Raw genomic sequence first — 26890 nt, forward strand, 5'->3', positions numbered from 1 at the left:
CTGGTTCGTGCTGGGTCTAGAGGCGTAGTAGGGGCGAACGTGCAGGTCGGAGCGGTTTCTTGAGATTTCTGCACACTTCCGACTGGCATCTCGGCCGGGCGTTCCACCGGGTGAACATGCTCGATGCCCAGTCCGAGTTCATCCGTCACCTGGTGTCGACCGCGCGTGAGCGTGATGTGGACGCGGTGGTCGTGTCGGGGGATGTGTACGACAGGGCGGTGCCGCCGCTGGCCGCGGTCGAGCTCTTCGACGACGTCCTGCACCGGTTGGCCGACCTCGGCGTGCCGACGGTGATGATCTCGGGGAACCATGATTCGGCGCGTCGGCTCGGCGTCGGCGCAGGGCTCATCGGGCGCGCGGGCATCCACCTGCGCACGGAGGCCTCGGCCTGTGGCACGCCCGTGGTGCTCGCCGACTCGCATGGTGACGTCGCCTTCTACGGACTGCCGTATCTCGAACCGGCCCTGGTGAAGGACGAGTTCGGGGTGGAGAAGGCGGGCCACGAGGCGGTGCTCGGCGCCGCCATGGACCGGGTCCGCGCCGACCTCGGCGCGCGTGCGCCCGGCACCCGCTCCGTGGTCCTCGCCCACGCCTTCGTCACCGGGGGCCAGGTCAGCGACAGCGAGCGGGACATCACGGTCGGCGGGGTCGCCGCCGTGCCCGCCGGGGTCTTCGACGGCGTCGACTACACCGCGCTCGGGCATCTGCACGGCAGCCAGACCATCACCGAGCGCGTGCGCTACTCGGGCTCCCCGTTGCCGTACTCCTTCTCGGAGACCGATCACCGCAAGAGCATGTGGCTCGTGGACCTCGGCCCCGCGGGGTTGTTCGGCGCGGAGCGGATCGACTGCCCCGTCCCCCGGGCGCTCGCCCGCATCCGGGGACAGCTGGAGGAACTGCTCGCCGATCCGGAGCTGGAGAGGCACGAGGAGGCGTGGGTCGAGGCGACCCTCACCGACGCGGTGCGCCCGGCCGAGCCCATGGCCCGGCTGACCGAGCGCTTCCCGCACACGCTCAGCCTCGTCTTCGAACCGCAGAGGTCACCGCAGGACCCGGACCTCTCCTACGCCCGGCGTCTGGCGGGCCGCGGCGAACAGCAGATCGCGGAGGACTTCGTTGCCCACGTGCGCGGCGCGGGACCCGACACACACGAACAGGCCGTGCTGCGGGACGCGTTCGACGCGGTCCGCGCCGACGAGGCCGTACGGGAGATCGCCCGGTGACGACGCAGCAACGGGAGACGGCACTTCCACGGGAGACCGGACATCCACTGGAGACAGCACCTCCATGGGAGACCGGACATCCAATTGAGACAGCACCTCCATGGGAGACCGCAGCTCCACGGGCCGCCACGGTGGCCGCCCGATGAGGCTGCACCGCCTGGACATCACCGCGTTCGGGCCCTTCGGCGGCACCCAGCGGGTCGACTTCGACGAGCTGTCCGCCGCCGGGCTCTTCCTGCTGCACGGGCCGACAGGCGCGGGAAAGACCTCCGTGCTCGACGCGGTCTGCTTCGCGCTGTACGGAGCGGTGCCGGGCGCCCGACAGGGCGGTTCGCTGCGCAGCGACCACGCGACACCCGCCACGCGCACCGAGGTGACCCTCGAACTCACCGTCGCCGGACGGCGCTTGGCGATCACCCGGCAGCCGCCCTTCGAGCGGCCCAAGAAGCGCGTCGCGGGCACGACGACAGAGAAGGCCCAGAGCTGGCTGCGCGAGTACGACGCGTCGGCCGGCTCCTGGAAGGACCTCAGCCGCTCCCACCAGGAGATCGGCGAGGAGATCACCCAACTGCTCGGCATGAGCCGCGAGCAGTTCTGCCAGGTCGTGCTGCTTCCCCAGGGCGACTTCGCGCGCTTCCTGCGGGCGGACGCCGAGGCCCGCGGCAAGCTCCTCGGACGCCTCTTCGACACGCACCGGTTCGCCGAGGTCGAGAAGCGGCTCGCCGAGCGACGGCGCGCGGCCGAGGCCGAAGTGCGTGACGGGGACACGGCGTTGCTCGCCGACGCACACCGCATGCAGCAGGCGGCAGGCGACGCCATGGAGCTGCCCGACCTCGCGCCGGGTGACCCGGGTCTCGCCGACGCCATCCTGAACTGCGCCGCGGTCGCCCGCAGCACCGCACGTGAACGGCTCACCATCGCCCACTGCGCGCGTATGGCCGCCGATTCCGCGCAGGCCGCGGCGGGCCGCGTACTGGACGACGTACGCGAAGTGGCCCGGTTGCAGCGCCGGTTCACTCAGGCGCGAGAGCAGGCCGCGCGCCTGGAGGAGCGGGCCGATGCCCATCGTGCGACCCAGGTGCGGATGGAGCGCGGCCGCAAGGCCGAGGCGGTGGCCCCCGCGCTCGACCTGCGTGACGGGGCCGAGACCGAACACCGGCGTGCGACCGCCGAGGAGACACGTACGCGTGCCGCTCTGCCGGAGACGTTCGCCGGAGCCGGTGCCGCCGGACTCGTGTCCGCCGCGCGCAGGGCGGCCGAGGAGCTGGGCGCGCTGGAATCGGCGCGCCGAGCCGAGCGCCGACTGGCCGAACTCGCCACGGAGCGCGTCGATCTGGACCGACAGGAGCGCGCCGACGAGGAGGTACTCCTGGAGGCGGAGAGCTGGCTCGCCACCTGGGAGGCGACCCGGACCGCGTTCGAGGAGCGCATCGAGTCCGCGCAGGGGGCGGCGACGCGCGCCGAGCAGCTCGCCGTGCAGCGCGACCCCGCGCAGGCCCGGCTCAACGCGGCCCGCCAGCGAGATCAGTTCGCCCGCGACACGGACGACGCCCAGCAGCAGGCCCTCGCCTGCCGGGAACGCGCCACGGACGCGCGCGCCCACTGGCTCGATCTGAAGGAACAGCGACTCCAGGGCATCGCCGCGGAACTCGCCGCCGGTCTTGTCGACGGCGAACCCTGCGCCGTGTGCGGCGGCACCGAACACCCGGCGCCCGCACAGAAGATCGCCGGGCACGTCGACCGGCAGGCCGAGGAACAGGCCCTCGCCGCCTATCAGTTCGCCGACGACCAGCGCACCGAGGCCGAGCGGCGGCTCGGCCTGGTCCGGGAGGCGCTGGCCGCCGCGACCGCGGAGGCGGGCGACGCACCCACGGCGCAACTCGCCGAGCGAGCCGGAGAGTTGGAGCGGGAACACGCCGAGGCGCGCGCCGCCGCGTCGGGGCTGCACACCGCTCGCGAGCGACTCGCGCAGACCGCGCTGGAACACGAACGGCGGGTGGCCGCCCAGCAGCAGGCCGCCCTCCGCGCCGCGGCCCGGGTGTCGCACCGCGACCGGAACGACCAGGAAAGGGCTTTGCTGGAGGAGGAGTTGGACCAGGCTCGGGGTGCCGCGGGCAGCGTGGCCGCGCGGGCCGCGCAGCTGGAGCGGCAGACGGCGCTGTTCACCGAGGCCGCCGACGCGGTGCGCGCGGCCGAGGACACCGCGCAGCGGCTCAAGGACGCCGACGCGCGACTCGCCGACGCGGCCTTCCGCGCCGGGTTCGACACGCCGAGGGCAGCCGCCGACGCACTGCTCGACGACACGGCCCACCGGGAGCTCCAACGGCAGCTCGACGCCTGGCAGTCGGAGGAGGCGGCAGTACGGGCCGTACTCACCGAGGCCGACACGGTGGCCGCCGCCCAGCAGCCGCCCGCCGACCTGCGGACCGCCGAACAGGCCGCCGAGTCCGCAGCCCGCCGACTGCGGGAGGCCGCCTCCGCGCAGGACGCGGCGGCCCGGCGCTGCGGGGATCTCGACCGGTTGTCCGCGCGCGCGACCGCGTCCGTACGCCGCCTGGCGCCACTGCGGGAGGCGTACGACCGGGTGGCCCGCATGGCCGGTCTCGCGGCCGGCACATCGGCGGACAACGAGCGCAAGATGCGCCTGGAGTCCTACGTCCTCGCCGCCCGCCTCGAACAGGTCGCCGCCGCCGCGACCGCACGGCTGCTGCGCATGTCCTCCGGGCGTTACACCCTCGTCCACTCCGACGACCGCGCCGGGCGTGGCCGCAGCGGTCTTGGACTGCATGTCGTGGACGCCTGGACCGGCCGGGAGCGTGACACGGCGACGCTCTCCGGCGGCGAGACGTTCTTCGCCTCCCTCGCGCTGGCCCTCGGCCTCGCGGACGTCGTCACCGACGAGGCCGGCGGGGTGCGGCTCGACACGCTCTTCATCGACGAGGGCTTCGGCAGCCTCGACGAGCAGACCCTTGACGAGGTCCTCGACGTACTCGACTCACTGCGGGAGCGTGACCGCAGCGTCGGCATCGTCAGCCATGTCGCTGACTTGCGGCGCCGCATCCACGCCCAGTTGGAGGTCGTGAAGGGGAGAACGGGTTCGGTCGTACGGCAGCGGGGCGAGCAGGACTGAATCGGTCACCGGCGCCCCGAGCACTCGGTCGCCAGGTGGCTCAGTGGCTCAGTGGCCCAGTGGGCGCCGGGGGAGCGGTGAGGAGTAGACGACACTCGTGGTCACGGAGCCCAGGGTGCCGATCTTGCCCGCCACTTCCTCCAGGTGGCTCATGGAGCGGGCCGCGACCTTGATGACGAAGCAGTCGTCGCCCGTGACGTGGTGTGCCTCCAGGATCTCGGGCGTCGTCCCGACCAGGTCGTGGAAGGGTTTGTAGTTGCCGTTCGGGTACCTGAGCCGCACGAACGCGAGGATCGGCAGGCCCAGGCTCTCCGGGTCGACGACGGCCGCGTACCCCTGGATGACACCCGCCTCCTCCAGGCGGCGGACCCGTTCGGTGACCGCGCTCGCGGACATGGAGACGGCACGGGCCAGCTCGGCGAAACTTGCCCTGCCCTCACGCTGGAGGACATCGAGGATGTGCCAGTCGGTGGTGTCCGGGGAATACGCGGTCATGTGTGAGAGATAGCAGGAAAATCCCCGGCCGATCAAGAGTGATGCCGTGGATCGCCACTTCAGGGAATGGAGTACCGGACGTAGATTTCTGACCAGGAAGTCCCGTGTGGCCGGTGCCGACGGCACTGGTTCGGCGGGACCGGGAGGGAAGCAAAGACCGTGACTGTGACCGCTGACACCGTTGTGACCAGCACATCTGCCGTCGTGAACCCCGTTCTGCGCGTCGCGCCGGCGTCTCCGGCAGCGGCCGCCGCCTACTTCGGTGCCGGCCTGGCCTTCCATGCCGACGTGTCCGATGTAGCCGCCGCGCTCGCCGCCGACGGTGATGCCGGTTTCGTCGTCCTCGACTCCCGCTCGACCGAGTCCTGGGACCAGGGCCATGTCCCGGGCGCGATCCATCTGCCGACCGCGCTCATCCCCGAGCAGGCCGAGCAGCTCCTGGACAGGTCGGTGCCGGTCGTCACGTACTGCTGGGGCCCCGGCTGCAACGGAGCGACCCGCGCAGCCCTGGCCCTCGCCGAACTCGGCTTCCAGGTCAAGGAGATGCTCGGCGGCTTCGAGTACTGGGCGCGCGAGGGCTTCGAGTTCGAGACCTGGGAGGGGCGCGAGCGGCGTGCCGCGGACCCGTTGACAGCGCCGGTGGACGCGGCGGACTGCGGCTGCTGAGCCCCGTACGGTACGGCGAGTTCAGTCCCGTACGACCTCGGGCACGGGCCGCAGAAGGCGGCGGTCCGCCGTGTCGAACTCCGTCGCCGGGCGGGCCGCGCGCAGCACCACGTCCAGGGTGCCGTCCGGGTCGCAGGCGTCATGCCCGCTCGCCCAGGCGGCGTTGGCCTCCACGACGGCCCAGCGTCCGGCCTCACCGCTCAGCAGGCCGACATCGACGACGATGGCGCTCGGCGGCCCCGCCTCGGCGAGCCGGGCGGCGAAGGCCGGCACCTCACCCCTGCGACAGTCCTCGTCGAGCGGCGCGACATCCAGCCCGAGCCCGAGCCCGAGCGTGAGCCCGAGCCCGAGCCCGAGCGTGAGATCGCTCGCGAGCCCGAGATCGCTCGTGACGGCATCAGCGAACAGCGGCCCGGCCTACGCCACGGCGCGCCCGGCGTTCCCCGCCATTCCTCCGGCACCCGCCAGTCGTGCAGCGTCTCGATGTGCAGGCCGCGTCGGAGAGCGGCGTCGGCGAGGGCGTGTCCGGGTCGCCGTAACGCGCGGGGAGAGGAGGAGAGTTCGGGCGGCCATGGGTGTCGATGGTGGCGTTTCGGACAGCGGAGGGGACGGCGAATTTCCTCCCGCTGCACGCCGTGTAGCTTCTGCGCATGGCGAGAAACGACGACTCAGGCGCGGTCGAGTGGGTGGAGTCGGGCGGCGGCCCGCTCATAGCGATCCCGGAGACGGTGCTGTCCTTCTGGGCGGGTGCGGACGGCGACGAGATGTACTCCGACTACGACCGGGCCTGTGATGTGGACGGCTACATCGGCCTCGTCCCCGTCGGCGACACCCGGGCCCTGGTCCTCGGCGACGAACCCGCCTCGACCTCCTTCCTCCCCGAGCACAGCACCTTCGTACGGTGGTGCGCCGCCGACTCCGCGGAGGAACTTCTCGCCGGCGTCCCGGCCGCACTCGAAGCGGCGGTCTGGGAGCCGGACATGCACTGGAACGTGCCCGGCCCGGTGGTCCTTTTCGACGCGGCCTGGCCCGGGACCGCCTCGACGCGCACCGAGCATCTCAGGGTCGCGCTGGAGCCGGGCCGGTACGCGGTGCGCGCGACGTACGCGGAGCCGGGACCCGAGACGTGGGTGGGCCTCGTACAGCTGCGCCGGTTGCCCTCCTGAGCGTGCGTAGCCGGCTCGGACAGCGAAACACCGGGTCGTGCGGGGCGGTCGGGGCACGACGGCGGCCGGGCTCGGGTTGTGGCTGAGCCCGGCCGCCGTCGTGGAGCGTCAGAGCCGGGACAGCTCGTCCACCAGGTCGTCCAGGCCCAGTGACCCCTGTGACAGGGCCGCCATGTGCCAGGCCTTCGCGTCGAAGGCGTCGCCGTGGCGCTTCTTCGCGTTCTCGCGGCCCAGCAGCCAGGCACGCTCGCCGAGTTTGTACCCGATGGCCTGCCCCGGGATGGTCAGATAGCGGGTCAGCTCGCTCTCCACGAAGTCGGCCGGACGGCTGCTGTGCGCGCCGAAGAACTCCTGCGCCAGCTCGGGCGTCCAGCGCTCACCCGGGTGGAAGGACGAGTCCGCCGGGATCTCCAGTTCCAGGTGCATCCCGATGTCGACGATGACCCGGGCCGCGCGCATCATCTGCGCGTCGAGATAGCCGAGGCGCTGCTCCGCGTCGGTGAGGAAGCCGAGTTCGTCCATGAGCCGCTCCGCGTAGAGCGCCCAGCCCTCGGCGTTGGCGCTCACTCCGCCGATGGTGGCCTGGTAGCGGGAGAGGTCCCCTGCGACGTGGGCCCACTGGGCGAGCTGGAGATGGTGGCCGGGGACGCCCTCGTGGTACCAGGTCGACACCAGGTCGTACACGGGGAAGCGGGTCTGGCCCATCGTCGGCAGCCACGTACGGCCGGGGCGCGAGAAGTCCTCCGACGGTGCCGTGTAGTACGGGGCCGCGGCGCTGCCGGGCGGCGCGATGCGCGACTCCACCTTCCGTACCCGCTCGGCGAGTTCGAAGTGTGTTCCGTCCAGCTTCTCGATCGCCTCGTCCATCAGGTTCTGCAGCCACGCCTGGACCTCGTCGACGCCCTCGATGTGCGTGCCATGGGCGTCGAGGTGCGCGAGCGCCACCCAGGGGGTCTCGGCGCCGGGCAGGATCTTCTCGGCCTCCCGCTTCATCTCGGCGAGGAGGCGGTGGTACTCCGCCCAGCCGTACGCGTACGCCTCGTCGAGGTCGAGGTCCGTACCGTTGAAGTAACGCGACCAGCGGGCGTACCGCTCGCGGCCGACCGTGTTCGGCACGCCCTCGATGGCGGGCGCGTACACGTCGCGCATCCAGTCCCGCAGGGAGACCAGGGCCTCGGTCGCGGTCCGGGCGGCGGCGTCCAGCTCTGCGCGCAGTGTTTCGGGACCCGGCGTGACGAAGTCCTCGAACCAGCCGCGGCCCTCGCCGTCCGTGTCGGACCACTCGGTGAGCTGCTCGATGAAGGTCGCGGTCGGGCGCGGGCTCGCGTACAACTTGCGTTCCAGGCCGAGGGCGAGGGACTCGCGGTAGCCGCCCAGGGCGCCCGGCACCGCGCGCAGCCGCTCGGCGATCGCGGCCCAGTCCTCGTCGGTCTCCGTGGGCGTGAGGGTGAAGATCTCGCGCACCGCGTGCGCGGGCGTGTGCATGTTGCCGACCAGCCGCAGGTGGTCGTCGGCGTCGTGCACGGCGAGTTCGGCGGTGAGCCGCTCGCGCAGCAGGCGGCCGCAGCGGCGCTCGATGTCACTGTCGGCGCCCGGCTGCCGTTCGGCCTCCTCGAGCCGCTCCAGAGTTCTGCGCGCCAGCTCGGCCAGGGCGTCCTGCCCCGCGGGCGAGGTGTCCGGCAGCTTGCTGGAACTCGCCTTGTCGCCGAGGTAGGTACCGGTGACCGGGTCGAGGGCGATGAGGTCGTCGACATAGGCGTCGGCGACCTCCCGGGGCAGCGGGCTCTTCGTCTCTGACATGCGGACATCCTCATACGAGGACGCGGTCCGCGTCATCCGGGTTCGCTCAGGGCATGGCCCCCGTTGGCCCCTGCGGTCAACCTTCTCGCCTCGGGGGCAACAGGGGCCCGCAGTCCCACTGCTGGAAGATCAACCGGGTCTCCACACGCGCGACCTCACCCCGGGACGTGAACTCGTCGAGGACCAGTCGTTGCAGGTCAGCCATGTCGGCGACCGCCACATGGACCAGATAGTCGTCGGGTCCGGTGAGATGGAAGACGGTGCGCGACTCAGGCAGGGCCCTGATCCGTTCCACGAACGGCCCGACCAGCTCCCGCCGATGCGGCCTGACCTGCACGGACAGCAACGCTTCCAGGCCGCGCCCCAACTTCGCCGGATCCAGCCGCAGTTGATGGCCGAGAATGACTCCCGCACGGCGCAGCCTGGTCACCCGGTCCAGACAGGTCGAGGGCGCGACACCGACCTGCGCGGCCAGATCGCGGTACGTCGTCCGGGCGTCGTTCTGCAGCAGCCGCAGCAGATGGAGATCCACCGGATCGAGTACGACGGAATCGGCCATGCGGCGAACGTAACACGGGGCCTGGCGCTGCCCACTCGGTTTCTGTTCAGGCTCAGGGCATGGACTCCGTCAGCCACGACATACGCGAACCGAGCACGACGAGACACGCCTCCGACGACGCCGGTCGTACCCGCGCGCTTGCCACCGAGGCGGTGCACGCCGGGCGCGATGACCTCGCCCGGCAGGGCCTGCACGCGGCACCGATCGATCTGTCCACGACCTACCCGTCGTACGACAGTCGCGGTGAGGCCGCCCGGATCGACGCCTTCGCCGACGACGGCGCCGAACCGCAGGGCCCGCCCGTCTACGGCCGGCTGGGCAACCCGACCGTCGCCCGTTTCGAGACCGCCCTCGCGCGTCTCGAAGGCACCGAGAGCGCGGTCGCGTTCGCGAGCGGCATGGCCGCGCTGAGCGCCGTACTGCTCGTACGGAACGCGCTGGGCCTGCGCCATGTCGTCGCCGTACGGCCCCTGTACGGCTGCAGCGACCATCTGCTGACCGCCGGGCTGCTGGGTTCAGAGGTGACCTGGGTCGACCCGGCAGGCATAGCGGACGCGCTGCGGCCCGACACGGGCCTGGTGATGGTCGAGTCCCCGGCCAACCCGACGCTCGCCGAACTCGACCTGAGGGCTGTCGCGTACGCCTGCGGGTCCGTTCCCCTGCTCGCCGACAACACCTTCGCCACGCCGGTGCTGCAACGCCCCGCCGAGCAGGGGGCGCGGCTGGTGCTGCACAGCGCCACGAAGTACCTGGGCGGACACGGCGACGTGATGGCCGGGGTAGTGGCCTGCGACGAGGAGCTCGCCGGCCGGCTGCGCCAGGTGCGGTTCGCCACCGGGGGCGTTCTGCATCCGCTGGCCGGCTATCTGCTGCTGCGCGGTCTGTCGACCCTGCCCGTACGCGTCCGGGCCGCGTCCTCGAACGCCGCGGAACTGGCCCGCCGCCTCACCGTCGACCCGCGCGTGGCCCGCGTCCATTATCCGCGTATCGGCGGCGCCATGATCGCCTTCGAGGTCCGCGGCGACCCGCACGCCGTCATCGCCGGGGTCCGGCTGATCACCCCCGCCGTGAGCCTGGGCAGCGTGGACAGCCTCATCCAGCATCCGGCCTCCATCAGCCACCGGGTCGTGGACGCGGCGGACCGCCGCGACGCCGGGGTCGGTGACCGGCTGTTGCGGCTGTCGGTGGGGCTGGAGGACGTGGACGATCTGTGGGCCGACCTGGACGGGGCGCTGGGTCGGCCCTTTGCCCGATCCTGAAGTGTGCAGGTTCCTCATGCGGGTTGGGCCACGGACGGTCCGCCGGTGCGGAACGCCAGTTCGGCGAAGCGCGCGCCGATACGGCGATGTGTGGCGGCGGCCGTCCACGAGCAGGTCGGACACCCGTCGGGGCGCGGGGCGCGCCCAGGTAGACCGTTTTGGGTGGGGAACGTGCCCAGCTCGGCTCCGGTGGCCCGAGTGCGGAAGACCAGCCGTACGCCGGTCGGCTGGGCCTCCGCCATGGCCGACTGCCCGTCGGCGGAGCGCGCCCGGGTTCGGGCGGGCGGCCGGTGCGGCGGCAGCCCGTGCGCGGTCCGCTCCAGGTCGAGCGCACCGCGCACAGGTCGGCGATGACGGGGGTGAGGATCCCGTCGTGCCGATGGCTCATGGCCTCAGCATGTCGACGGGGCCGCTGGTCCGCACAGGAGAACCCGGCCGGCGGAGGCCGGACGGACGGGTGGCCGATGTCGACGGCTGATGCTCGCCTTTCGCCGTCGGTCCGTCGGTCCGTCGGTCCCGCGGTCCGTCGGTCCCGCGGTCCCGCGGTCCGTCGGTCCACGGAACACGGACACAGGGCCGGGAGGCGGGATTTAGTCCCGCACCACCGGCTCCCCCCGCTGTCCCTCGTCATACGGCAGCCGTGATGTCACCGGAGTCGCCTCCAGGCGGGCCGTGATGACCAGGGTGCCCTCCTCGATCTGGTAGTCGAGGGGAAGGCCGAGGCCGCGCATCGCGGCGACCATGCCGGTGTTGGAGGACTGCGTGACGGCGTACACGCTCTCGCAGCCCGCCTCGACGGCCATCGTCACCAGGCGGCCGAGCAGTTCGCCGCCGATACCGCGGCGCTGCCAGTCGTCCTCGACGAGGAGCGCGATCTCCGTCTCGTCGCCGTCCCAGAGGAGGTGGCCGAGCCCGACGATGCGCCCGGATGCCGTCTGCACGGTGAGGGTGCGCCCGAAGCGCGGGCTGAGCAGGTGGTTGAGGTAGCGGTCCGCGTCGCCGACCGGACCGTGATAACGCATCCTCAGGGTGTGGGGCGAGCAGCGCTCGTGCATCGCCCGGGCGGCGTCGAGGTCGGCGGCGTCGGCGCGCCGCACGCTGATGGCGTTGCCTTCCGGCAGCGTCAGCGTGTCCTGGCTGCGCGGGATCCGCGGGCCGAGTCGCGCGTCCAGCTCGACCAGCGCCCGGGCCCGTGCGAACTCCGTCGGCGTGAACGGCAGATACGGCCGCTCCACCGTGATCACCCCACCCTCCGGCGCCCGCAGGCGCATCACCGTGTCCTCAAGTGCGCCCTCGACGGGGGCGCCCTCCTCCGCGGGACCGGACCGGGGCGACTTGGCGGGCAGCGAGCGGATGGTGCACCTGCCGAGCAACTGCCGGAGCGCAAGCGGTAGTTCCGCCGCGTCCAGGGCCGTGCGGGTGGCCAGACCCAGTACTCGCGTCGGGGCGTCGACCAGGTCGTGGGCGTCGGCCCGCTCGATCCAGGTCTCCGTGCCGCCGGCCCGCGAGACGACGCGGGTCATGTCGGAGGCGGCCAGTTCGGCGGGCGCGCGCAGCAGGAACTCGTCCACGGTGCCCGCTGCGAGCGGGTGTGTCTGCAGGCTGAGGATGTCGACCTGGTGGCGTGCCAGCGCCGAGCACAGCACGGCCAGCGAACCCGGCGCGTCCTTCACCGTCGTCCGCAGCCGCCACAGCGTGGTCTCCCCGGAGTGGGCCTCGGGCGCCGCCGCGGACTCCTCGGACGGCCCGGCCCGGTTCGCGTCGGCGAGCGGCCGGGCACCGGGATCGTCCACCGGTGGCGCGTGACCGTGGTGTCGTGCCCACCACGTGTGGAAGCCGGCCGTGGCGACCAGGACCCCGGCCGAGATCATCAGTAGGGCGATGCCGTCGGGTCCGTGCCCGATCAGATTGGCGACGGCGTCCGCGACCGCGACGGCCGTGAACAGTGCGGCGAGTTCGACGACGTCCCGCCGCCAGTGGTGAACGGGGCGCCCGTGCTTCGATCGCGTCACATCAGACATGTCTGGAGTCATACAGCCACTGTGGAGGAACGGTGTTGCGTGATCACGAACACTCTGTGACTGATCGGTAAAGTGTCGTTCTGTACCTTTTACGGATATTTTTAGGAGTGTTTTGCCTACGTCGCCGGGCGGGTGCGTCGCGCCCCTGGTCAGAGCGACCTGTGGCCGGTTTCCTTCGCACCGTCGGCGAGGGGAAGTGAACGAGACCGCGCACCGGGGATGACTCCGGTACGCGGTCGGTGGTTCGAGGGTACGGGAGACCTGCCGGTCCGGACGACGCGTCACCGCGGCCCCCGGGTGCTACTGCCCCACGCGTCCCGGCTGAAGTACCTGAGTGAACAGCACAGTTCCGTCCTGCTCACGCAGCCGCACCGTCAACTCGCCGCTGTCGCCGTCGATGTCGACCTCGCCGAAGAACTGGTAGCCGCCGGCGGGTGAGACGTTCGAGGCGGTCGGCGCCTTCACGAACACCCGTTTAGGACCGAAGGTGTTGTCCAGCGAACTCGCCGGGAAGGCACCGGCGTTGAGCGGTCCGGAGACGAACTCCCAGAACGGTTCGAAGTCGGTGAAGGCGGCCCGCGACGGCTGGTAGTGCTGTGCCGAGGTGTGGTGCACGTCGGCCGTCAGCCACACCGTGCCCGTGATCCGGCGGTGCTTGACGAACCGCAGCAGCTCCGCGATCTGCAGCTCGCGCCCGAGCGGCACACCCGGGTCGCCCTGGGCCACCGCCTCGATGTTCGGCTGTCCCTCGGTGGCGTCCGGCACGACCAGGCCGAGCGGCATGTCCGCGGCGATCACCTTCCACACCGCACGCGACCGCGACAACTCCCGCTTGAGCCATGCCAGTTGCTCGGCGCCGAGGATGCCCTGCGGATCGGTGGTCTGCGTGCCGGGGGAGTTGGCGTTGCGGTAGGTCCGCATGTCGAGGACGAACACGTCCAGCAGCGGGCCCTGGCGCAGGACCCGGTACACACGGGCGTCCTGGTTGTCCGGCCGCAGCGTCGAGAGGGGGAAGTACTCGCTGAACGCGCGGCGACCCCGGGCCGCCAGGACGTCGACGCTCTTCTCGGTGTAGCGGGTGTCCGAGGCGGCGATCACCTCACCGGGGTACCAGTTGTTGCGCACCTCGTGGTCGTCCCACTGAATGATCGAGGGGACCTGGGCGTTGAAGCGCTTCAGGTTCGCGTCCAGCAGGTTGTAGCGGAAGTTGCCGCGGAACTCGGCCAGCGTCTCGGCGACCTTGGATTTCTCCTCGGTGGTGATGTTGCGCCAGGTGGTGCCGTCGGGCAGCGTCGCCGTCGCCGTGATCGGACCGTCGGCGTAGATGTTGTCGCCGCTGCATATGAAGAAGTCCGGGTCGAGCTTGGCCATGGCGTCGTAGATCCGGTAGCCGCCGAGGTCCGGGTTGATGCCCCACCCCTGCCCCGCCAGATCGCCCGACCACAGGAAACGCACCCCGTCACGCCGCCCGGCGGGGGTCGTACGGAAGGTGCCGGTCACCGGTTCGCCCGTGCGACGCGGGTCGTCGGGATCGGAGAGCAGCACGCGGTAGTGGATCTGCTCGCCCGCGGGCAGCCCGCGCAGCCGAGTCGTCCCCGTGAAGTCGGTCCCGGGGCCGAGCAGCGGACCCTGCCACCTGCGGGGGTTGCGGAACGACTCGGTCGCCGACGTCTCGACGATCATCCGGGCCGGGCGGTCGGACCGTACCCACACCAGTCCGGAGTCGGCGGTCACGTCTCCGGTCTGGACGCCCCACTCCGCCTTCGGCCGCCCGGACAGGGCGAAGGCGGGCGCAGCGCCGAGCGTGGTGGGCAGGGCCAGTGCGGCGGAGGCGGCCAGCGAACCACGCAGAACACTGCGGCGACGGGGAAACGGGTGCTGCGGACGGTGTGACATGAATGCGCCTCCAGGGACGGATTCGGCCAATGGGCAATGCCACACCTACTGGTGCGCCGCAGCGCACACGGAAACCACGGGTGAACAGCGGACCGCGAGCACACTAGGGAACCGGTGCCTGCTGACAACGAACCGGTGCTCGCCGACAACGAACCGGTGCCTGCCGACAACGAACCGTGCCCGCCGACAACGAACGCCCGTCTCAGAAGCGAACGGCGTCCGCCATCAGTCGTACGCCGTCACGGATCCGCGCCGGCGGCAGATGCGCGTACCCCAGCACCAGCCGTACGCCGTCGTCAACCGCCTCCCCGTAGTGCGCCAGCGGACGTACGGCGACGCCGGCCGCCGCGGCCCCTGCCAGGAAGCGGTCGCGTGGCCCGTACCGCTCCGGCAACACGGCGATCACGTGAAGACCCGCCGCGATCCCGGACACCTCCGTGCCGGGAAAGTGCTCCTCCAGGGCCGATACGAGCGTGTCGCGCCGTTCCCGGTAGGCGCGTTGGCAGCGGCGCAGTTGCCGGTCGTAGTCGCCCCGCTCGATATAGCGGGCCAGGAGTGCCTGGTCGATGACGGGGTTCCCGAGATCCATGGTGCGCTTGCGCTCGACGACCTCCTCGGCCAGCGACGCGGGCACGAGCAGCCAGCCGAGCCGCAGCCCGGGCGCGAGGGACTTGCTGACCGACCCCGTATAGGCGACGTGCTCCGGGTCGAGCCCCTGCAACGAGCCCACGGGGGCACGGTCGTAACGGAAGTCCCCGTCGTAGTCGTCCTCGATCACCAGGCCGTCCACCGACCGTGCCCAGTCGAGCAGTTCCGCCCGGCGGCGCGCGGAGTAGGCGATCCCCGAGGGGAACTGATGGGCAGGCGTCGTCACCACCGCTCGTACGCCCGACGCCTCCAGGGGGCCGGGCGCCAGCCCCTCCTCGTCCAGGGGCAGCGGTACGGTGCTGACGCCCGCCGAGGCGTACAGCGCATCGTGTCCGGGGCTGCCCGGATCCTCGACGCCGACGTCGTGCACCCCGCGCGCGTGGAGCACGAATCCGAGCAGAGTCATCGCCTGCGCGACCCCGGAGACCACGACTACGCGCTCCGGGTCGGCGACCACACCACGGCGTCGGGAGAGGAGCTCGGCGAGGGCCGTGCGCAGCCGGGGGAGGCCGCGCGGATCCGGGTAACCCAGTGCGTGGTGCGGGAGTTCGGCGAGCACCCCGCGCTGCGCGGCGGCCCACGCGGCGCGCGGGAACAGCGACAGGTCCGGTGTCCCGGGGACGAAATCGATCCGCGCGTCGGCCGGTCGCGGAGCGAGATCACGCGCGCCCGGACGGGCCGCCCGCACGGCACCGCCGACCCAGGTCCCTGCACCCCGGTCGCTGCGCAGATACCCCTCGGCGGTCAGCTGCTCGTACGCCTCCGTGACCAGCCCCCTGGACACCCCGAGATCGGCCGCGAGTTCACGGCTGGACGGCAGCCGGGTGTCCGGAGCGAGCCGGCCCGAACGGACCGACTCGCGCAGCGCCTCCTGAAGCGTGCGCCCACGCGCGCGTGCCGGTGCCGACGCGGCAGGCAGGAGCAGCTCCCAGGCGGCGCTCCAGGCAGTCGGCGCAGATCCGCCGGACCCCGGGTACGGGGTGTCCCTCGCATTGGTCCCCGATGACGTCATGAAAGTGGACCTTAAACCGGACCGTGTTCCTTCATAGCGTCACTCCCATGAACGTCACCCCCACCCGAGGCGCCCTGCTCGTCACGCTCGCCTATGTCCTCGTCGGAGCCTCCTTCACCGCCAACAGTGTCCTGGGCCACTATCCGTACGCGGGCGGCCAGTTCCTGCGCTACGGCCTGGCCTTCGCGCTGCTGCTGCCGCTGGTCGGCCGGTACGGCGCGGCACCGCTGCGGAAGCTCGCACCGCGCCAGTGGGGCCGCCTCGCACTGCTCGCCGCGGTCGGCATGGTCGGCTTCAACCTTGCGGTGATCGCCGCCGAACGGACGGCGGAACCGGCGGTTCCGGGCGTCTTCGTGGGCTGCGCCCCCGTGGTCGTGGCCGTCATCGTCCCCCTTCGGGAACGACGCCGCCCGCAACGCCTCGTCCTGTACGGGTCGTTGCTCGTGGCGGTGGGCGCCTTCACCGTCCAGGGGTGGGGTCGCACGGACGCCATGGGGGTCGGGTACTCCGTGTGCGCGCTGGTCGGAGAGGTGGGCTTCGCCGTCCTGGCCGTGCCCGTACTGCGGCTGCTCGGGCCACGGCTGCTGACGGCCGCTGTCTGCGGGATCGCCGCGGTCGAGTCGGCGGCGGTCGGCGTGCTCGCCGACGGCGGCGCCTGGCTGCGGAGGCCGGACGCGACCGAGGTCGCCGCGCTGCTGTGGCAGGCGGCCGTCGTCACCGTCGTCGGCTTCCTCTGCTGGTACACGGGCATGCGGCGTATCGGCGTGGAACACGCCACGCTTTTCACCGGCCTCATCCCCGTCGCGGCGGTCGGTACCGCGCCGCTCGTCGGCACGGGCTCCTACGGCGCCGCGCAGGCCGTCGGTAGCGCGCTGGTCGGCGCTGGAGTCGCCCTGGGATCAGGTGTGTTGGCGCGGGCGGCGCGTCGGTCAGCGGCTGCCGTCGAGGATGACGCGGGCGACGAGCGCCGGGTCGTCGTTCATCGGGACGTGGCCGCATCCGGGCAGCCTGACCAGCCGGGCGCGCGGAATGATGTGCTTCGCGCGGATTCCCTGGCGGCGCACCAGCAGCCGATCCCTGGTGCCCCAGGCCACGGTGACCGGAAGCCCGGGGACGTCGTCGGTGAACTGGACGGTGGCGCCGGCCCGGAGGGTCTCCGCGAAACCCTCGGCGTGGGCCAGTGCAAGGGTCTCCGCGACGACGGCCTCGGGTGAACGGCGGCCCGGACGGGCGTAGATGGTGCCCGTCAGTACCGCACGCCCGGCCGCCGTACGGGAGAGCCGCTCGACCGCCGGGACGGGCATCCGCCGCGCGGTGTGCCGCATCGCGAGCAGCACGCCGAAGGCGTACCGCCGCTCGGCCTGCGACCAGAACCCGGCCGGCGAGAAGGCCGTGACGGACCGTACGAGCTTCTCGCGGCCCAACTCCAGTGCCAGCAGGCCGCCCAGGGAGTTGCCCGCCACATGCGGACGGTCGATCTCCAGCGCCTCGCACAGCGCGCCGAGTATGGGCACCACCGTCCCGAGGTCGTGCGTGAGCCCTTCCGGCAGCGGCGGGGACTCGCCGAAGCCGGGCAGGTCGACGGCTATGACGTCACGCTCGGCCGCCAGGATGTGGACGACCGGGTCCCAGGCCTGCCGGTGGTGGCCGATGCCGTGCAGCAGGAGAAGCGGCTCGCCGGTGCCCACGCGCGCGTAGGACACGGTCACGGTCCTCGGGCCGCGCGGAGAGGGGAGGCTGAAGGAGACCGTGGCGGACATGATGCTGCTCCTCGTCTGGGACACGCTGACAGACCGTCTCGTAGACAGCTTGTCAGCAACTGCTACCGACGGGTAGCCCCCGGTCGTCACGAACTCCACGCGCGCGGGTCGTCCTGAATCAGGCGCGCGAGGGTCGTCACGAACCCCCCGCCCGTACGCGCTTTGGACCGATTCCGCCTGGACACGGGCACGGTGAGTCGGATGGGATGGAACCGTGACCACCGACACCGCGACCGAGATCTTCGAAGAGCACCGTCCCGTCCTCATGGGCGTCGCCTACCGCATGCTCGGGCGGGTGGCCGACGCGGAGGACGTCGTCCAGGAAGCATGGCTGCGGTGGTCGGGCGCCGACCGGGCGGAGGTGCGCGAACCACGCGGCTACCTGGTCCGGGTCACCACCCGCCTCGCCATCGACCGACTGCGCCAGGTGAAGTCACGCCACGAGTCGTACGTGGGTCCGTGGCTCCCCGAGCCGTACGTCACCAACTTCGGGGACACCGTCCCCGATGCCGCGGAGCGGGCCGTACTCGCCGACTCCGTCTCGGTCGCCGTCCTCGTCGTCCTGGAGTCCCTGTCGCCCCTGGAGCGTGCGGTGTTCGTCCTCAGGGAGGCGTTCGGCTATCCGTACGCGGACATCGCCGTCGTCCTCGACCGGGGCGAGCCCGCGGTACGCCAACTCGCCGCACGGGCCCGCCGGCACGTCGACGAACGGCGTCCGCGCTACGAGGTCGACCCGGCCGAACGCCGCGAACTCACCGAGCGGTTCCTCGCCGCGGCGGCCGAGGGCGACCTGGAAAGGCTCATGTCCCTGCTGGCGCCGGACGTACGGCTGGTCGCCGACAGCGGCGGGCTGTCCCAGGCGCCGCTGCGGGTCATCGAGACCGCCGACAAGGTGGGCCGGTTCCTCCAGGGCGCGGCGCGCAAGGGACTGGTCGGCGCAGACGTGTCGTTCCGCCTCCTGGAGGTCAACGGCGGCGCCGCGATCCTGGCCCTGTTCGACGGCAAGCCCGACAGCGTCTTCCAACTGGACGTCACGGACGGCCGGATCCAGTGCGTCTACATCGTGCGGAACCCCGAGAAGCTGCTTTCGTTGCCCGAGCAGTAGCCCGGCGGAAGTCCGCGAGCAACCGCACCGGCCCCTCTGGTCCACCGCCGGCCCCCGTCACTTGGACGGGGGCTTTCGGCGTTGTGTCGCGAACATCACCCAGCACCAACGTCGTGTGAACGCTCTGCGTCATCGCCCCTGTGCGGTCCGTAAGGGATTGAGGATTGGTCTTGACCAAGGGGGGAGGTGGACATATGGTCACAGGGATAGTGCAAGAACCTTTAATAAACAAGGGCGTTAAAACGCCGCCGGGCCACGGCGATTGCGGAGGACAGGGTGGGGACCCAGCAGCTGGAAGCGGTGCCGGAGCCTAAGTACTGGCATCTCAAGACCGTGCTCAGTGAGGCATTGGACTCCGACTTCACGGTGGGCGAGATCCTGCCCAACGAACGTGATCTGGCAGCACGGTTCGGGGTCGCCCGCGCCACGCTCCGCCAGGCTCTGGAGCAGCTTGAACTGGAAGGCCGTCTGCAGCGCCGTCGCGGGGTGGGCACCACCGTCGCCCCGCCGCGTGTGGGTGTGGCCGTCGGATCCGAGCAGCACGTGTGGCCGGGGGCAATCGGCGACGCCTGGCAGCCCGCGGACTGCACGGTGGCGGTCCCGCCGACGGCCGTCGTCGGCATCCTGGAGTCAGGCGACGACGAGCAGGTGCACACGGTGCGCCGGTCCCGGGTGACACACGGTCAGCCGGTCGCCGCCGAACTGCTCTACATCCCGGCGTCCTCGGTGCCGGACCTGTCCGCCATAGACGCGCCCTCGGGTCCGGCACGCGCGCGTGCCGTACTGCGTGAGCTGCAGCGCCTGGACCTGGACGGTCAGGACAGCGCCGTGGAACTCGGCTCGGCCCGCGCGGACGACGCCAGGGAGCTCGACCGGCTTCCCGGAGCGCCCGTCCTCGTCGTGACGACCCGCTTCTTCACCGAGGGACGCACCGCCGCGGTGTCCATCGCCACCTACCGTGCCGACACCTGCCGGCTGACCTTCGGAGACTCCGGCGGCGTGGAGATCCACCACGACGCGGAGCGCAGGGCTTCCTGAGCCGCGAGCGGGGCGGTCTGCCATCGAGCAGCAGCCCACCGTACGACCGTCCCGCCCCGGAGGACTCCGGGGCGGGACGTTTTGCGTGCCCCATGGGCCGGTTCCGCTCAGCGGCGCGCGGTCACGGTCCCCTCCACCGCGAACAACTGCTCCTCCACATGGTCCAGAGCCAGCCGCAGGGCACCCGTCGCCACGGCCGCCTCACCCAGGAGGGAGAGCGCCACCTTCGGCGGGCGCAGACAGTAGCGCGCCAACTCCCGCCGCAGCGGCTCCAGTACGCCGTCCAGACCGGCCGCCCAGCCGCCGATGACGACCAGCTCCGGGTCGAGCGCCAGGACGAGCGCCGCGACGTCGTGGACGAGACGCTGGATGAAACGGTCGACCGCAGCGACGGCCCGCTGGTCGCCGCCCCGGGCATAGGCGAACACCTCGGCGACCGCCTGCTCGTCGAGCGGGTGCAACGGCTCGTCCGTGGTGGACAGCAACGTCTCCGGCGTAACCCCACGGCCCAGCAGATGCAGAGCGCCGATCTCCCCGGCCGCGCCGCCGTACCCCCGGTGCAGCCGTCCGCCGATCAGCGAACCGGCGCCCGGGCTCAGCCCGGCCAGTACGAACACCATGTCGTCGGACTCGGTGGCCGCACCCTTCCAGTGCTCGGCGACCGCCGCCGCGTTGGCGTCGTTCTCGACCAGTACAGGGCACTTGAAGGAGCGGCTCAGCCGCTCGCCCAGGCGCAGGCCGGTCCACTCGGGCAGCGCCGTGCCCAGGCGTACCGTGCCGTCCGCCTCGACGATCCCGGGGCTGCCCACCCCGACCGCGCGCAGCGAACTCCGGGCGACACCCGCCCGGCGCAGCAGCTCGGCGACCGCCGTACGCAGCCGCTCCAGCCGCTCGTCGGCCGACGCCGCCTCCTCCACGTCCTTGGACATGGCGCCCAGCACCCGGCCGTCCAGATCCGCGAGCAGCGCGGACACCCGGTGCGGGCCGATCTCCAGGCCCAGCAGATGCCCCGCCTCGGCCCGGAACCGGTACCTGCGCGCCGGACGTCCCTGGCGCCGGGCAGCGCCCTCCTCGGCCGCCTTCTCGACCACGAGGCCGGCTTCCATCAGCCCCTCGACCACTCCCTCGACCGTGGGCCGGGACAGTCCGGTCACCCGGGTGATCTCGGTGAGGGTTGCACAGTCCGCGGTGCGCAGTGCGTGCAGCACCACCGCGGAATTGATCCTTCGCAGCAGAGAGGGATCCCCGCCGGTCAACTGCCCCAACGTCTGTCCTCCCAGCTCGTGCGCGTGTTGGCCGGATCGTACTCGGCGCGGCGGACCCCGGCGAGTGCCGGGGACCAGTTGGCTCCTGACGAGTCGGATTCACCCGGGCGCCACGAACCCCGACTCGTACGCCGCGATGACCGCCTGCGTACGATCCCGGGACCCCAGCTTCGTCAGTACGGCGCTGACGTGGGACTTGACCGTCTCCGTCCCGACGATCAGCCGTGCGGCGATCTCGGCGTTCGACAGGCCCCTGGCCATCAGCCGCAGCACCTCCGCCTCACGCTCGGTCAGGGAGGCCCGCTCCATGGCGGCCCGCGCCGCGGGATTTCCTGCGCTGTCCCCGTATTCGGCGGCCAACTGCCGTACGGAGGCGGGGAACAGCAGTGACTCGCCCTCGGCAACGAGCCGTACGGCATGCACGATCTCGGCGGGCCGCGCCCGCTTCAGCAGAAACCCGTCGGCTCCGGCGCGCAGCGCCTCGTAGACGTACTCGTCGTTCTCGAACGTCGTCACCACGAGGATCTTCGGCGGATCGGCCACCGTCCGCAGCACCGCGCGGGTGGCCTCTATGCCGTCCATCAGGGGCATCCGTACGTCCATGGCGACGACGTCGGGCCGCAGCCGCCGCACCAGGGGGATCACCGCGGCCCCGTCGGCCGCCTCCCCGACGACCTCGATGTCGGGCTGGGCCTCCAGGACGGCACGCAGACCGGCGCGGACGAGGGCCTCGTCGTCGACGAGGAGAACGGTGACCGGCATCGGGCCAGCGTAGATCAGCTCAGTGGCAGTTCCACATGCACCTGCCAGTCACCCTCGTCCGGTCCCGTCCGCGCCCGGCCGCCGAGCAGCGCCGCGCGCTCCCGGATGCCGCGCAGGCCGCTGCCCCGGCCCGGCCCCGGTATCTCCGCGGTGAGCGGATTGCGGACCTCCAGGACGAGCCTGCCGTCCTGGACCTCGATACGCACGCGCGCCGGGACACTCCCCGCATGCCTCAGGACGTTCGTGAGCGACTCCTGGAGGATGCGGTACCCCTCGCGGGACAGCGGCGCCGGTACGGTCTCCAGCGGGCCCGTGACCTCGGCGTCGACCTTGGCGCCGGAAGCGCGCGCCGACTCCAGGAGCCGGTCGGCCTCGATCAGCGTGGGGCGGCCGCCCACCGGGCGCTCCGCCTCCCGCAGCACCCCGAGCACCCGCTCCAGATCCTCCAGGGCGGCCCGCCCGGTGTCCTCGATGGCGCCCAGCGCCCGGTCGGTGAACGCGGGGTCGCCGGCCGCCCGGGCCGCGCCCGCCTGCACCACCGCGACGGTCAGCGCGTGGCCGATGGAGTCGTGCAGCTCACGGGCGATGCGGTTGCGCTCCAGGAGCTGCTCGGTGCGCTCCTCCAGCGCGGCGAGCCGCTCGCTGGGGGAAGGACCGAGCAGACGGCGCGCTATCACCGTGATCAGCTCACCGAGGCCGACGACCGCGCCGTACAGGGCGAGCAGCGGGAAGGGCAAGAGCAGCGCGTAGGCCCAGTGCGGGTGCGAGACCGGCACGAAGGGGTTGTCGGTCGTCGTGTGGCCGGTCGCCGCCGCGTGAACCAGATCGAAGGCGATGAGCGGCAGCCAGACGGTGATCTCGGAAGCCACCCACCCGCTCGCCAGCCGGATCTCCAGCCAGAGCACGGTCCGCCACCGGTCACGCCACGTGACCGAAGGAGCGACGGAGAAGGCCGCTTCCCCGCCGTCTCGCGCCAACATGAACTGCGCCTGGACGCCCTCGCCCCGCCGGACGGCCGGAATCAGCCCCAGTGGAACCAGCAGCACGGCGGGCACCCACGGCTTCGACGTGTCGATGAACATCCACACGCCGGTGAACAGCATCGGCACCGACAGGTGTAACCAACGTGTGTACGTCGTCCCCCGAAGCAACGGGCGCAGAAAACGAGCCATTGGGTCATCGTGACAGGCCGCACTGACCACAGGCTTCCCCCGGGCGGGGGAGACGAAGTCCCCCCGCGGGGGAGGTGACGCGCCCTCACGGCGGCAAGGCTGGGGCCATGACCAGCATCGACGTCCAAGGCCTCACCAAGGAGTACGGCAGCAGGCGCGCCGTGGACCAGCTCACCTTCAGCGTTGTCCCCGGCCGTGTCACCGGCTTCCTCGGTCCCAACGGCGCCGGAAAGTCGACCACCATGCGGCTCGTGCTGGGCCTGGACCGGCCCACCTCCGGCACCGCCACCATCGGCGGCCGTGCCTACGCCGCCATACACGAGCCCCTGCGCCACGTCGGCGCCCTGCTCGACGCGCAGGCCCCGCACGGATCGCGGACCGCCCGGGACCATCTGCGGGCGCTCGCCGCGAGCAACCGCATCCCGGAGCGCCGCGTGCACGCCGTGCTTGAGGAGGTGGGGCTCGCCTCTGTGGCGCGGCGCCGGGTGAAGACGTACTCCCTGGGCATGCGCCAGCGGCTGGGCGTCGCGGGGGCGCTTCTCGGGGACCCGCCGGTGGTGCTGCTCGACGAACCGTCGAACGGGCTCGACCCCGAAGGGATCATCTGGATCCGGGAGTTGATGCGCGCGCTGGCCCGCGAGGGCCGTACCGTCCTCGTCTCCAGCCACCTCATGAACGAGACCGCGTCCTTCGCCGACCACCTCGTCGTCCTGGGCCGGGGTCGACTGCTCGCCGACACGCCCATGCGGGACTTCATCGACGCGCGTGTGCAGCCCCGCGTCCGGGTGCGCACCACCGATGGCGGCGCTCTGGGCGGCCTGTTCGCGGAGCACGGCATCGAGGCGGTCGAAGGTGACGACGGACGTTGGACCGTGCTCCACGCACGCCTGGAGGACATCGGTCTCCTCGCCTCGGCCGCTCGGGTGCCCATTCTCGAACTCGCCGCGGAGGAAGGCACGTTGGAACAGGCCTATTTGGATCTGACGGCCGCCGAGACCGAGTTCGCCGCCACGCCGTCCCCGACGCAGACCCAGGAGGCCTGACCATGACGTTCGCACCCGCACTCCACGCGGAGTGGATCAAGATCCGGACCCTGCGGTCGCTGGTCGGAGGGCTGTGCGGCGTTCTCCTCGCCACCGCGCTCTTCTCGGCAGTCGCAGGGCTCGACACCGAAGGGGAGGACTTCGACCCGCTGTTCTCGGCGTTCTTCGGCGTCAGCTTCGGACAGATCGCGGCGATCACCTTCGGCGCGCAGGCCGTCTCGGCCGAGTTCCACGGCGGTGCGCTGCGCGTGTCGTTGGCCGCGGTGCCCGACCGGCTGCGGTGGTTCGCGGCCAAGGTGGTGGCGATCGCGGTTCCCGTGCTGGTCGTCGGTCTGGTCACGGGGGCGGTGAGCCTGGCCGTGGGAAAGGCGACCCTCGGGACGAAGGCGAGCGGGCTGAGCTGGGGTGAGGCGCTCCGTGGTGTCGTCGGCTGCGGCATCTATCTGACGCTCATGGCCCTGTTCGCGGCCGGTCTCGCCGCCGTCCTGCGCAGTGGTGTCGCCACGCTGAGCACCCTGATCCCGTTCCTCCTGATCGTCTCCTTCGCCGTCGGGAACGCCTCGGGCGGCGCGGCCGACTTCCTGCCCGACAAGGCGGGCCAAGTCGTCTTCCACGAGACGTGGGACGGCGCCCTCGGACCCTGGACGGGGCTCGCCGTGACCGCGGCCTGGACGGCGGCGGCCCTGGCGGCCGGTGCCTGGTGCATTCGGCGCCGCGACGCCTGACCCGTCGGGAAGGCCGACGTGGACGTCGGCCAGTCGAGGTGGGGCCGTGCCGTCCCTGGTGTGTCGAGGTGGACCCGTGCCGCCCCCGGTCTGCCGAGGGCGAGCCACGGCGCCCCCGACCGGCCGAGGGTGAGCGGGGCCGTCCCCGACCCGTTACCCCTCGGCGGAAGCCGTCCGCAACCGCCCGAACTCCTCCGCCATCGTCGCCGCCGTCCAGTGCGCGTTGAGTCCACTGGGATTGGGCAGCGCCCACACCCTGCTGGCCCCGATCAGCCCCTCCTGGGGACCGATGGCTGCCTTGCGGTCACCGAACGCCGCCCGGTACGCGGTCACGCCCACCACGGCCAGCCAGCGCGGCCGTAGCCGCTCCACCTTGGCGGTCAGCAGCCGCCCGCCTTCGAGGTACTCCTCGGCGGTCAGTTCGTCGGCACGAGCGGTCGCGCGCGCCACGACGTTCGTGATGCCCAGTCCGTACGACGGCAACTCGCCCTGTTCCGCGGGCTTCATGAGCCGCGGCGTGAAGCCGGACAGGTGGAGCACCGGCCAGAACCGGTTGCCGGGACGCGCGAAGTGGTGGCCCGTGGCGGCCGTCATCAGACCGGGATTGATCCCGCAGAAAAGCACCCGGAGGCCGGCCGCGGCCACGTCGGGGACGAGACGGTCGCGGGCGGCCTCCAACTCCTGTGGGGTGAAGCGCGTCAGAGGATCGCCCCCGGCGTGTAGGCCGCGGCCTCCGGGTGCTGCTTCACGATCTCCTCGACACGGCCGACGACGACGGCGACCTGGTCGGCGGCGGCGCCGGTGAAGGACAACTTGTCGGCCATCAGCTCGTCGAGCCGGGCGCGGTCCAGCGGGATACGGTCGTCCGCGGCGAGCTTGTCGAGCAGTTCGTTGCGCTCGGCGCCCTGCTCACGCATGGCGAGGGCCGAGGCGACCGCGTTCTCCTTGATGGCCTCGTGCGCGACCTCCCGGCCGACGCCCGCGCGCACCGCGGCCATCAGGACCTTGGTCGTCGCGAGGAACGGCAGGTAGCGGTCGAGCTCACGTGCCACGACGGCCGGGAACGCGCCGAACTCGTCGAGGACGGTGAGGAAGGTCTCCAGCAGGCCGTCCAGCGCGAAGAACGCGTCGGGCAGCGCGACCCGGCGTACGACCGAGCACGACACATCGCCCTCGTTCCACTGGTCGCCCGCCAGCTCGCCCGTCATCGACGCATAGCCGCGCAGGATCACCATCAGGCCGTTGACGCGCTCGCAGGAGCGGGTGTTCATCTTGTGCGGCATCGCCGAGGAGCCGACCTGGCCGGGCTTGAAGCCCTCGGTCACCAGTTCGTGCCCGGCCATCAGCCGGATCGTCTTGGCGGTCGAGGACGGGGCGGCCGCCAGCTGCACCAGCGCGGTCACCACGTCGTAGTCGAGCGAGCGCGGATAGACCTGGCCGACGGAGGTGAACGCCTGCGAGAACCCGAGGTGCCGGGCGATCCGCTGCTCCAGGTCCGCGAGCTTCGCCGCGTCGCCGCCGAGCAGGTCGAGCATGTCCTGAGCCGTGCCGACCGGGCCCTTGATGCCACGCAGCGGGTAGCGGCCGAGCAGCTCCTCGACCCGGCCGTACGCCACCAGCAGCTCGTCGGCGGCGGTCGCGAAGCGCTTGCCGAGAGTGGTGGCCTGCGCGGCCACGTTGTGCGAGCGGCCGGCCATGACCAGCTCGCCGTACTCGCCCGCGAGCTTGCCCAGCCGCGCCAGGACGGCGACCGTACGGTCGCGCACCAGCTCCAGCGAGAGCCGGATCTGCAGCTGCTCGACGTTCTCCGTGAGGTCCCGGGATGTCATGCCCTTGTGGACCTGCTCGTGCCCGGCGAGATCGTTGAACTCCTCGATCCGCGCCTTCACGTCATGCCGCGTGACCTTCTCGCGCTCGGCGATGGATGCCAGGTCCACCTGGTCGAGCACTCGCTCGTAGTCGGCGAGGGCAGCGTCCGGCACCTCGATCCCGAGATCCTTCTGAGCCCGCAGCACGGCAACCCAGAGCTGACGCTCCAGCCTCACCTTCTGCTCGGGCGACCAGAGCGTGGCGAGCTCGGCGGAGGCGTAACGTCCGGCGAGGACGTTGGGGATACGGGGCTTTGCGGGCGCGGGGGTCACGTGT

At 71.8% G+C, this 26890-nt stretch carries 23 protein-coding genes and 1 pseudogene; 10 read left to right on the forward strand and 14 right to left on the reverse strand.

Features of this window, described 5'->3' with window-relative positions; all coding sequences use genetic code 11:
• The first annotated feature begins 59 nt into the window (after positions 1-59).
• Both ACFWP7_RS08065 and ACFWP7_RS08070 read left to right on the forward strand, forming a co-directional pair.
• A complete protein-coding gene (locus ACFWP7_RS08065) occupies positions 60-1223 on the forward strand; it encodes an exonuclease SbcCD subunit D (protein WP_384377834.1) in 1164 nt (387 codons plus the stop codon).
• A gap of 142 nt (positions 1224-1365) precedes the next feature.
• Complete coding sequence (locus ACFWP7_RS08070; RefSeq protein ID WP_384377837.1) at positions 1366-4353, forward strand: AAA family ATPase; 2988 nt, start codon at positions 1366-1368, stop codon at positions 4351-4353.
• Positions 4354-4401: 48 nt separating this feature from the next.
• On the opposite strand, the gene ACFWP7_RS08075 is transcribed toward ACFWP7_RS08070, so the two are convergent.
• Positions 4402-4848: an Lrp/AsnC family transcriptional regulator gene (locus ACFWP7_RS08075; RefSeq protein WP_384377840.1), complete on the reverse strand. Its 447-nt coding sequence runs from the start codon at positions 4846-4848 to the stop codon at positions 4402-4404.
• Between the two features lie 159 nt (positions 4849-5007).
• Between ACFWP7_RS08075 and ACFWP7_RS08080 the strand changes: the two genes are divergently transcribed.
• The gene (locus tag ACFWP7_RS08080; protein ID WP_384377843.1) at positions 5008-5514 is read left to right on the forward strand and encodes a rhodanese-like domain-containing protein; all 507 of its coding nucleotides are present in this window, start codon (positions 5008-5010) and stop codon (positions 5512-5514) included.
• Between the two features lie 21 nt (positions 5515-5535).
• Here the strand turns inward: ACFWP7_RS08080 and ACFWP7_RS08085 are convergent, their stop codons facing one another.
• Positions 5536-5787, reverse strand: coding sequence for an ATP-grasp domain-containing protein (locus ACFWP7_RS08085; RefSeq protein WP_384377846.1), 252 nt, complete (start codon positions 5785-5787; stop codon positions 5536-5538).
• 377 nt (positions 5788-6164) lie between these two features.
• Between ACFWP7_RS08085 and ACFWP7_RS08090 the strand changes: the two genes are divergently transcribed.
• Positions 6165-6680 carry an immunity 21 family protein gene (locus ACFWP7_RS08090; protein WP_384377849.1) on the forward strand — a complete coding sequence of 172 codons (516 nt, stop codon included), beginning with the start codon at positions 6165-6167 and terminating at the stop codon, positions 6678-6680.
• Between the two features lie 108 nt (positions 6681-6788).
• Here ACFWP7_RS08090 and ACFWP7_RS08095 read toward each other — a convergent pair whose 3' ends face one another.
• Both ACFWP7_RS08095 and ACFWP7_RS08100 read right to left on the reverse strand, forming a co-directional pair.
• Positions 6789-8480 (reverse strand): DUF885 domain-containing protein, encoded by a 1692-nt coding sequence (locus tag ACFWP7_RS08095; RefSeq protein WP_384377852.1) that lies wholly within the window; start codon positions 8478-8480, stop codon positions 6789-6791.
• A gap of 76 nt (positions 8481-8556) precedes the next feature.
• Positions 8557-9039 (reverse strand): Lrp/AsnC family transcriptional regulator, encoded by a 483-nt coding sequence (locus ACFWP7_RS08100; RefSeq protein WP_384377855.1) that lies wholly within the window; start codon positions 9037-9039, stop codon positions 8557-8559.
• Between the two features lie 59 nt (positions 9040-9098).
• Here ACFWP7_RS08100 and ACFWP7_RS08105 point away from each other — a divergent pair, with 59 nt between their 5' ends.
• Positions 9099-10298: a trans-sulfuration enzyme family protein gene (locus tag ACFWP7_RS08105; RefSeq protein WP_384377858.1), complete on the forward strand. Its 1200-nt coding sequence runs from the start codon at positions 9099-9101 to the stop codon at positions 10296-10298.
• 14 nt (positions 10299-10312) lie between these two features.
• Here the strand turns inward: ACFWP7_RS08105 and ACFWP7_RS08110 are convergent, their stop codons facing one another.
• The 4 genes from ACFWP7_RS08110 to ACFWP7_RS08125 form a co-directional block, all read right to left on the reverse strand.
• Positions 10313-10639, reverse strand: a complete 327-nt coding sequence (locus ACFWP7_RS08110; protein WP_384377861.1) for a hypothetical protein — start codon at positions 10637-10639, stop codon at positions 10313-10315.
• 249 nt (positions 10640-10888) lie between these two features.
• Positions 10889-12319: a GNAT family N-acetyltransferase gene (locus ACFWP7_RS08115; RefSeq protein WP_384377864.1), complete on the reverse strand. Its 1431-nt coding sequence runs from the start codon at positions 12317-12319 to the stop codon at positions 10889-10891.
• A gap of 300 nt (positions 12320-12619) precedes the next feature.
• Positions 12620-14215: an alkaline phosphatase D family protein gene (locus ACFWP7_RS08120; protein WP_384377867.1), complete on the reverse strand. Its 1596-nt coding sequence runs from the start codon at positions 14213-14215 to the stop codon at positions 12620-12622.
• 202 nt (positions 14216-14417) lie between these two features.
• Positions 14418-15875, reverse strand: coding sequence for a PLP-dependent aminotransferase family protein (locus ACFWP7_RS08125; RefSeq protein ID WP_384377870.1), 1458 nt, complete (start codon positions 15873-15875; stop codon positions 14418-14420).
• A 47-nt stretch (positions 15876-15922) separates the two neighbouring features.
• Here ACFWP7_RS08125 and ACFWP7_RS08130 point away from each other — a divergent pair.
• Positions 15923-16759, forward strand: a pseudogene (locus tag ACFWP7_RS08130) (DMT family transporter); the annotation flags it as partial.
• Between the two features lie 45 nt (positions 16760-16804).
• On the opposite strand, the gene ACFWP7_RS08135 reads toward ACFWP7_RS08130, so the two are convergent.
• Positions 16805-17635, reverse strand: a complete 831-nt coding sequence (locus ACFWP7_RS08135; protein WP_384377874.1) for an alpha/beta fold hydrolase — start codon at positions 17633-17635, stop codon at positions 16805-16807.
• A gap of 214 nt (positions 17636-17849) precedes the next feature.
• Here ACFWP7_RS08135 and ACFWP7_RS08140 point away from each other — a divergent pair, with 214 nt between their 5' ends.
• Both ACFWP7_RS08140 and ACFWP7_RS08145 read left to right on the forward strand, forming a co-directional pair.
• The gene (locus ACFWP7_RS08140) at positions 17850-18740 is read left to right on the forward strand and encodes an RNA polymerase sigma-70 factor (RefSeq protein WP_384377877.1); all 891 of its coding nucleotides are present in this window, start codon (positions 17850-17852) and stop codon (positions 18738-18740) included.
• Positions 18741-19016: 276 nt separating this feature from the next.
• Positions 19017-19778 (forward strand): GntR family transcriptional regulator, encoded by a 762-nt coding sequence (locus ACFWP7_RS08145; protein WP_384377880.1) that lies wholly within the window; start codon positions 19017-19019, stop codon positions 19776-19778.
• Between the two features lie 107 nt (positions 19779-19885).
• On the opposite strand, the gene ACFWP7_RS08150 is transcribed toward ACFWP7_RS08145, so the two are convergent.
• The 3 genes from ACFWP7_RS08150 to ACFWP7_RS08160 all read right to left on the reverse strand — a co-directional run bounded on the left by ACFWP7_RS08150 (position 19886) and on the right by ACFWP7_RS08160 (position 22977).
• Positions 19886-21043 carry an ROK family transcriptional regulator gene (locus ACFWP7_RS08150; protein WP_384377883.1) on the reverse strand — a complete coding sequence of 386 codons (1158 nt, stop codon included), beginning with the start codon at positions 21041-21043 and terminating at the stop codon, positions 19886-19888.
• A 99-nt stretch (positions 21044-21142) separates the two neighbouring features.
• Positions 21143-21805 carry a response regulator gene (locus tag ACFWP7_RS08155; protein WP_384377886.1) on the reverse strand — a complete coding sequence of 221 codons (663 nt, stop codon included), beginning with the start codon at positions 21803-21805 and terminating at the stop codon, positions 21143-21145.
• Between the two features lie 14 nt (positions 21806-21819).
• Positions 21820-22977: a sensor histidine kinase gene (locus ACFWP7_RS08160; RefSeq protein ID WP_384377889.1), complete on the reverse strand. Its 1158-nt coding sequence runs from the start codon at positions 22975-22977 to the stop codon at positions 21820-21822.
• A 107-nt stretch (positions 22978-23084) separates the two neighbouring features.
• On the opposite strand from ACFWP7_RS08160, the gene ACFWP7_RS08165 reads away from it, so the two are divergent.
• Both ACFWP7_RS08165 and ACFWP7_RS08170 read left to right on the forward strand, forming a co-directional pair.
• Positions 23085-24020 carry an ATP-binding cassette domain-containing protein gene (locus tag ACFWP7_RS08165; protein ID WP_384377892.1) on the forward strand — a complete coding sequence of 312 codons (936 nt, stop codon included), beginning with the start codon at positions 23085-23087 and terminating at the stop codon, positions 24018-24020.
• A 2-nt stretch (positions 24021-24022) separates the two neighbouring features.
• The gene (locus tag ACFWP7_RS08170; RefSeq protein ID WP_384377895.1) at positions 24023-24745 is read left to right on the forward strand and encodes an ABC transporter permease; all 723 of its coding nucleotides are present in this window, start codon (positions 24023-24025) and stop codon (positions 24743-24745) included.
• A gap of 153 nt (positions 24746-24898) precedes the next feature.
• Here ACFWP7_RS08170 and mug read toward each other — a convergent pair whose 3' ends face one another.
• Positions 24899-25447, reverse strand: coding sequence for a G/U mismatch-specific DNA glycosylase (gene mug / locus ACFWP7_RS08175; RefSeq protein ID WP_384378242.1), 549 nt, complete (start codon positions 25445-25447; stop codon positions 24899-24901).
• Positions 25444-26886 carry an adenylosuccinate lyase gene (gene purB, locus ACFWP7_RS08180; protein ID WP_384377898.1) on the reverse strand — a complete coding sequence of 481 codons (1443 nt, stop codon included), beginning with the start codon at positions 26884-26886 and terminating at the stop codon, positions 25444-25446. The genes mug and purB overlap by 4 nt, the downstream gene beginning before the upstream one ends.
• Between the last annotated feature and the right edge of the window lie 4 nt (positions 26887-26890).

Source organism: Streptomyces sp. NPDC058470 (assembly GCF_042721055.1).
In the GTDB taxonomy this organism is placed as follows: domain Bacteria; phylum Actinomycetota; class Actinomycetes; order Streptomycetales; family Streptomycetaceae; genus Streptomyces.

Bases quoted from the DNA above. Each gene is read 5' to 3' on its own strand.
- ACFWP7_RS08090 (WP_384377849.1), top strand. From the start codon at position 6,165: ATGGCGAGAAACGACGACTCAGGCGCGGTCGAGTGGGTGGAGTCGGGC.
- ACFWP7_RS08100 (WP_384377855.1), bottom strand. From the start codon at position 9,039: ATGGCCGATTCCGTCGTACTCGATCCGGTGGATCTCCATCTGCTGCGG.
- ACFWP7_RS08115 (WP_384377864.1), bottom strand. From the start codon at position 12,319: ATGTCTGATGTGACGCGATCGAAGCACGGGCGCCCCGTTCACCACTGG.
- ACFWP7_RS08105 (WP_384377858.1), top strand. From the start codon at position 9,099: ATGGACTCCGTCAGCCACGACATACGCGAACCGAGCACGACGAGACAC.
- ACFWP7_RS08070 (WP_384377837.1), top strand. From the start codon at position 1,366: ATGAGGCTGCACCGCCTGGACATCACCGCGTTCGGGCCCTTCGGCGGC.
- ACFWP7_RS08120 (WP_384377867.1), bottom strand. From the start codon at position 14,215: ATGTCACACCGTCCGCAGCACCCGTTTCCCCGTCGCCGCAGTGTTCTG.
- ACFWP7_RS08170 (WP_384377895.1), top strand. From the start codon at position 24,023: ATGACGTTCGCACCCGCACTCCACGCGGAGTGGATCAAGATCCGGACC.
- ACFWP7_RS08165 (WP_384377892.1), top strand. From the start codon at position 23,085: ATGACCAGCATCGACGTCCAAGGCCTCACCAAGGAGTACGGCAGCAGG.
- ACFWP7_RS08135 (WP_384377874.1), bottom strand. From the start codon at position 17,635: ATGTCCGCCACGGTCTCCTTCAGCCTCCCCTCTCCGCGCGGCCCGAGG.
- ACFWP7_RS08095 (WP_384377852.1), bottom strand. From the start codon at position 8,480: ATGTCAGAGACGAAGAGCCCGCTGCCCCGGGAGGTCGCCGACGCCTAT.
- ACFWP7_RS08075 (WP_384377840.1), bottom strand. From the start codon at position 4,848: ATGACCGCGTATTCCCCGGACACCACCGACTGGCACATCCTCGATGTC.
- ACFWP7_RS08125 (WP_384377870.1), bottom strand. From the start codon at position 15,875: ATGACGTCATCGGGGACCAATGCGAGGGACACCCCGTACCCGGGGTCC.
- ACFWP7_RS08160 (WP_384377889.1), bottom strand. From the start codon at position 22,977: ATGGCTCGTTTTCTGCGCCCGTTGCTTCGGGGGACGACGTACACACGT.
- ACFWP7_RS08155 (WP_384377886.1), bottom strand. From the start codon at position 21,805: ATGCCGGTCACCGTTCTCCTCGTCGACGACGAGGCCCTCGTCCGCGCC.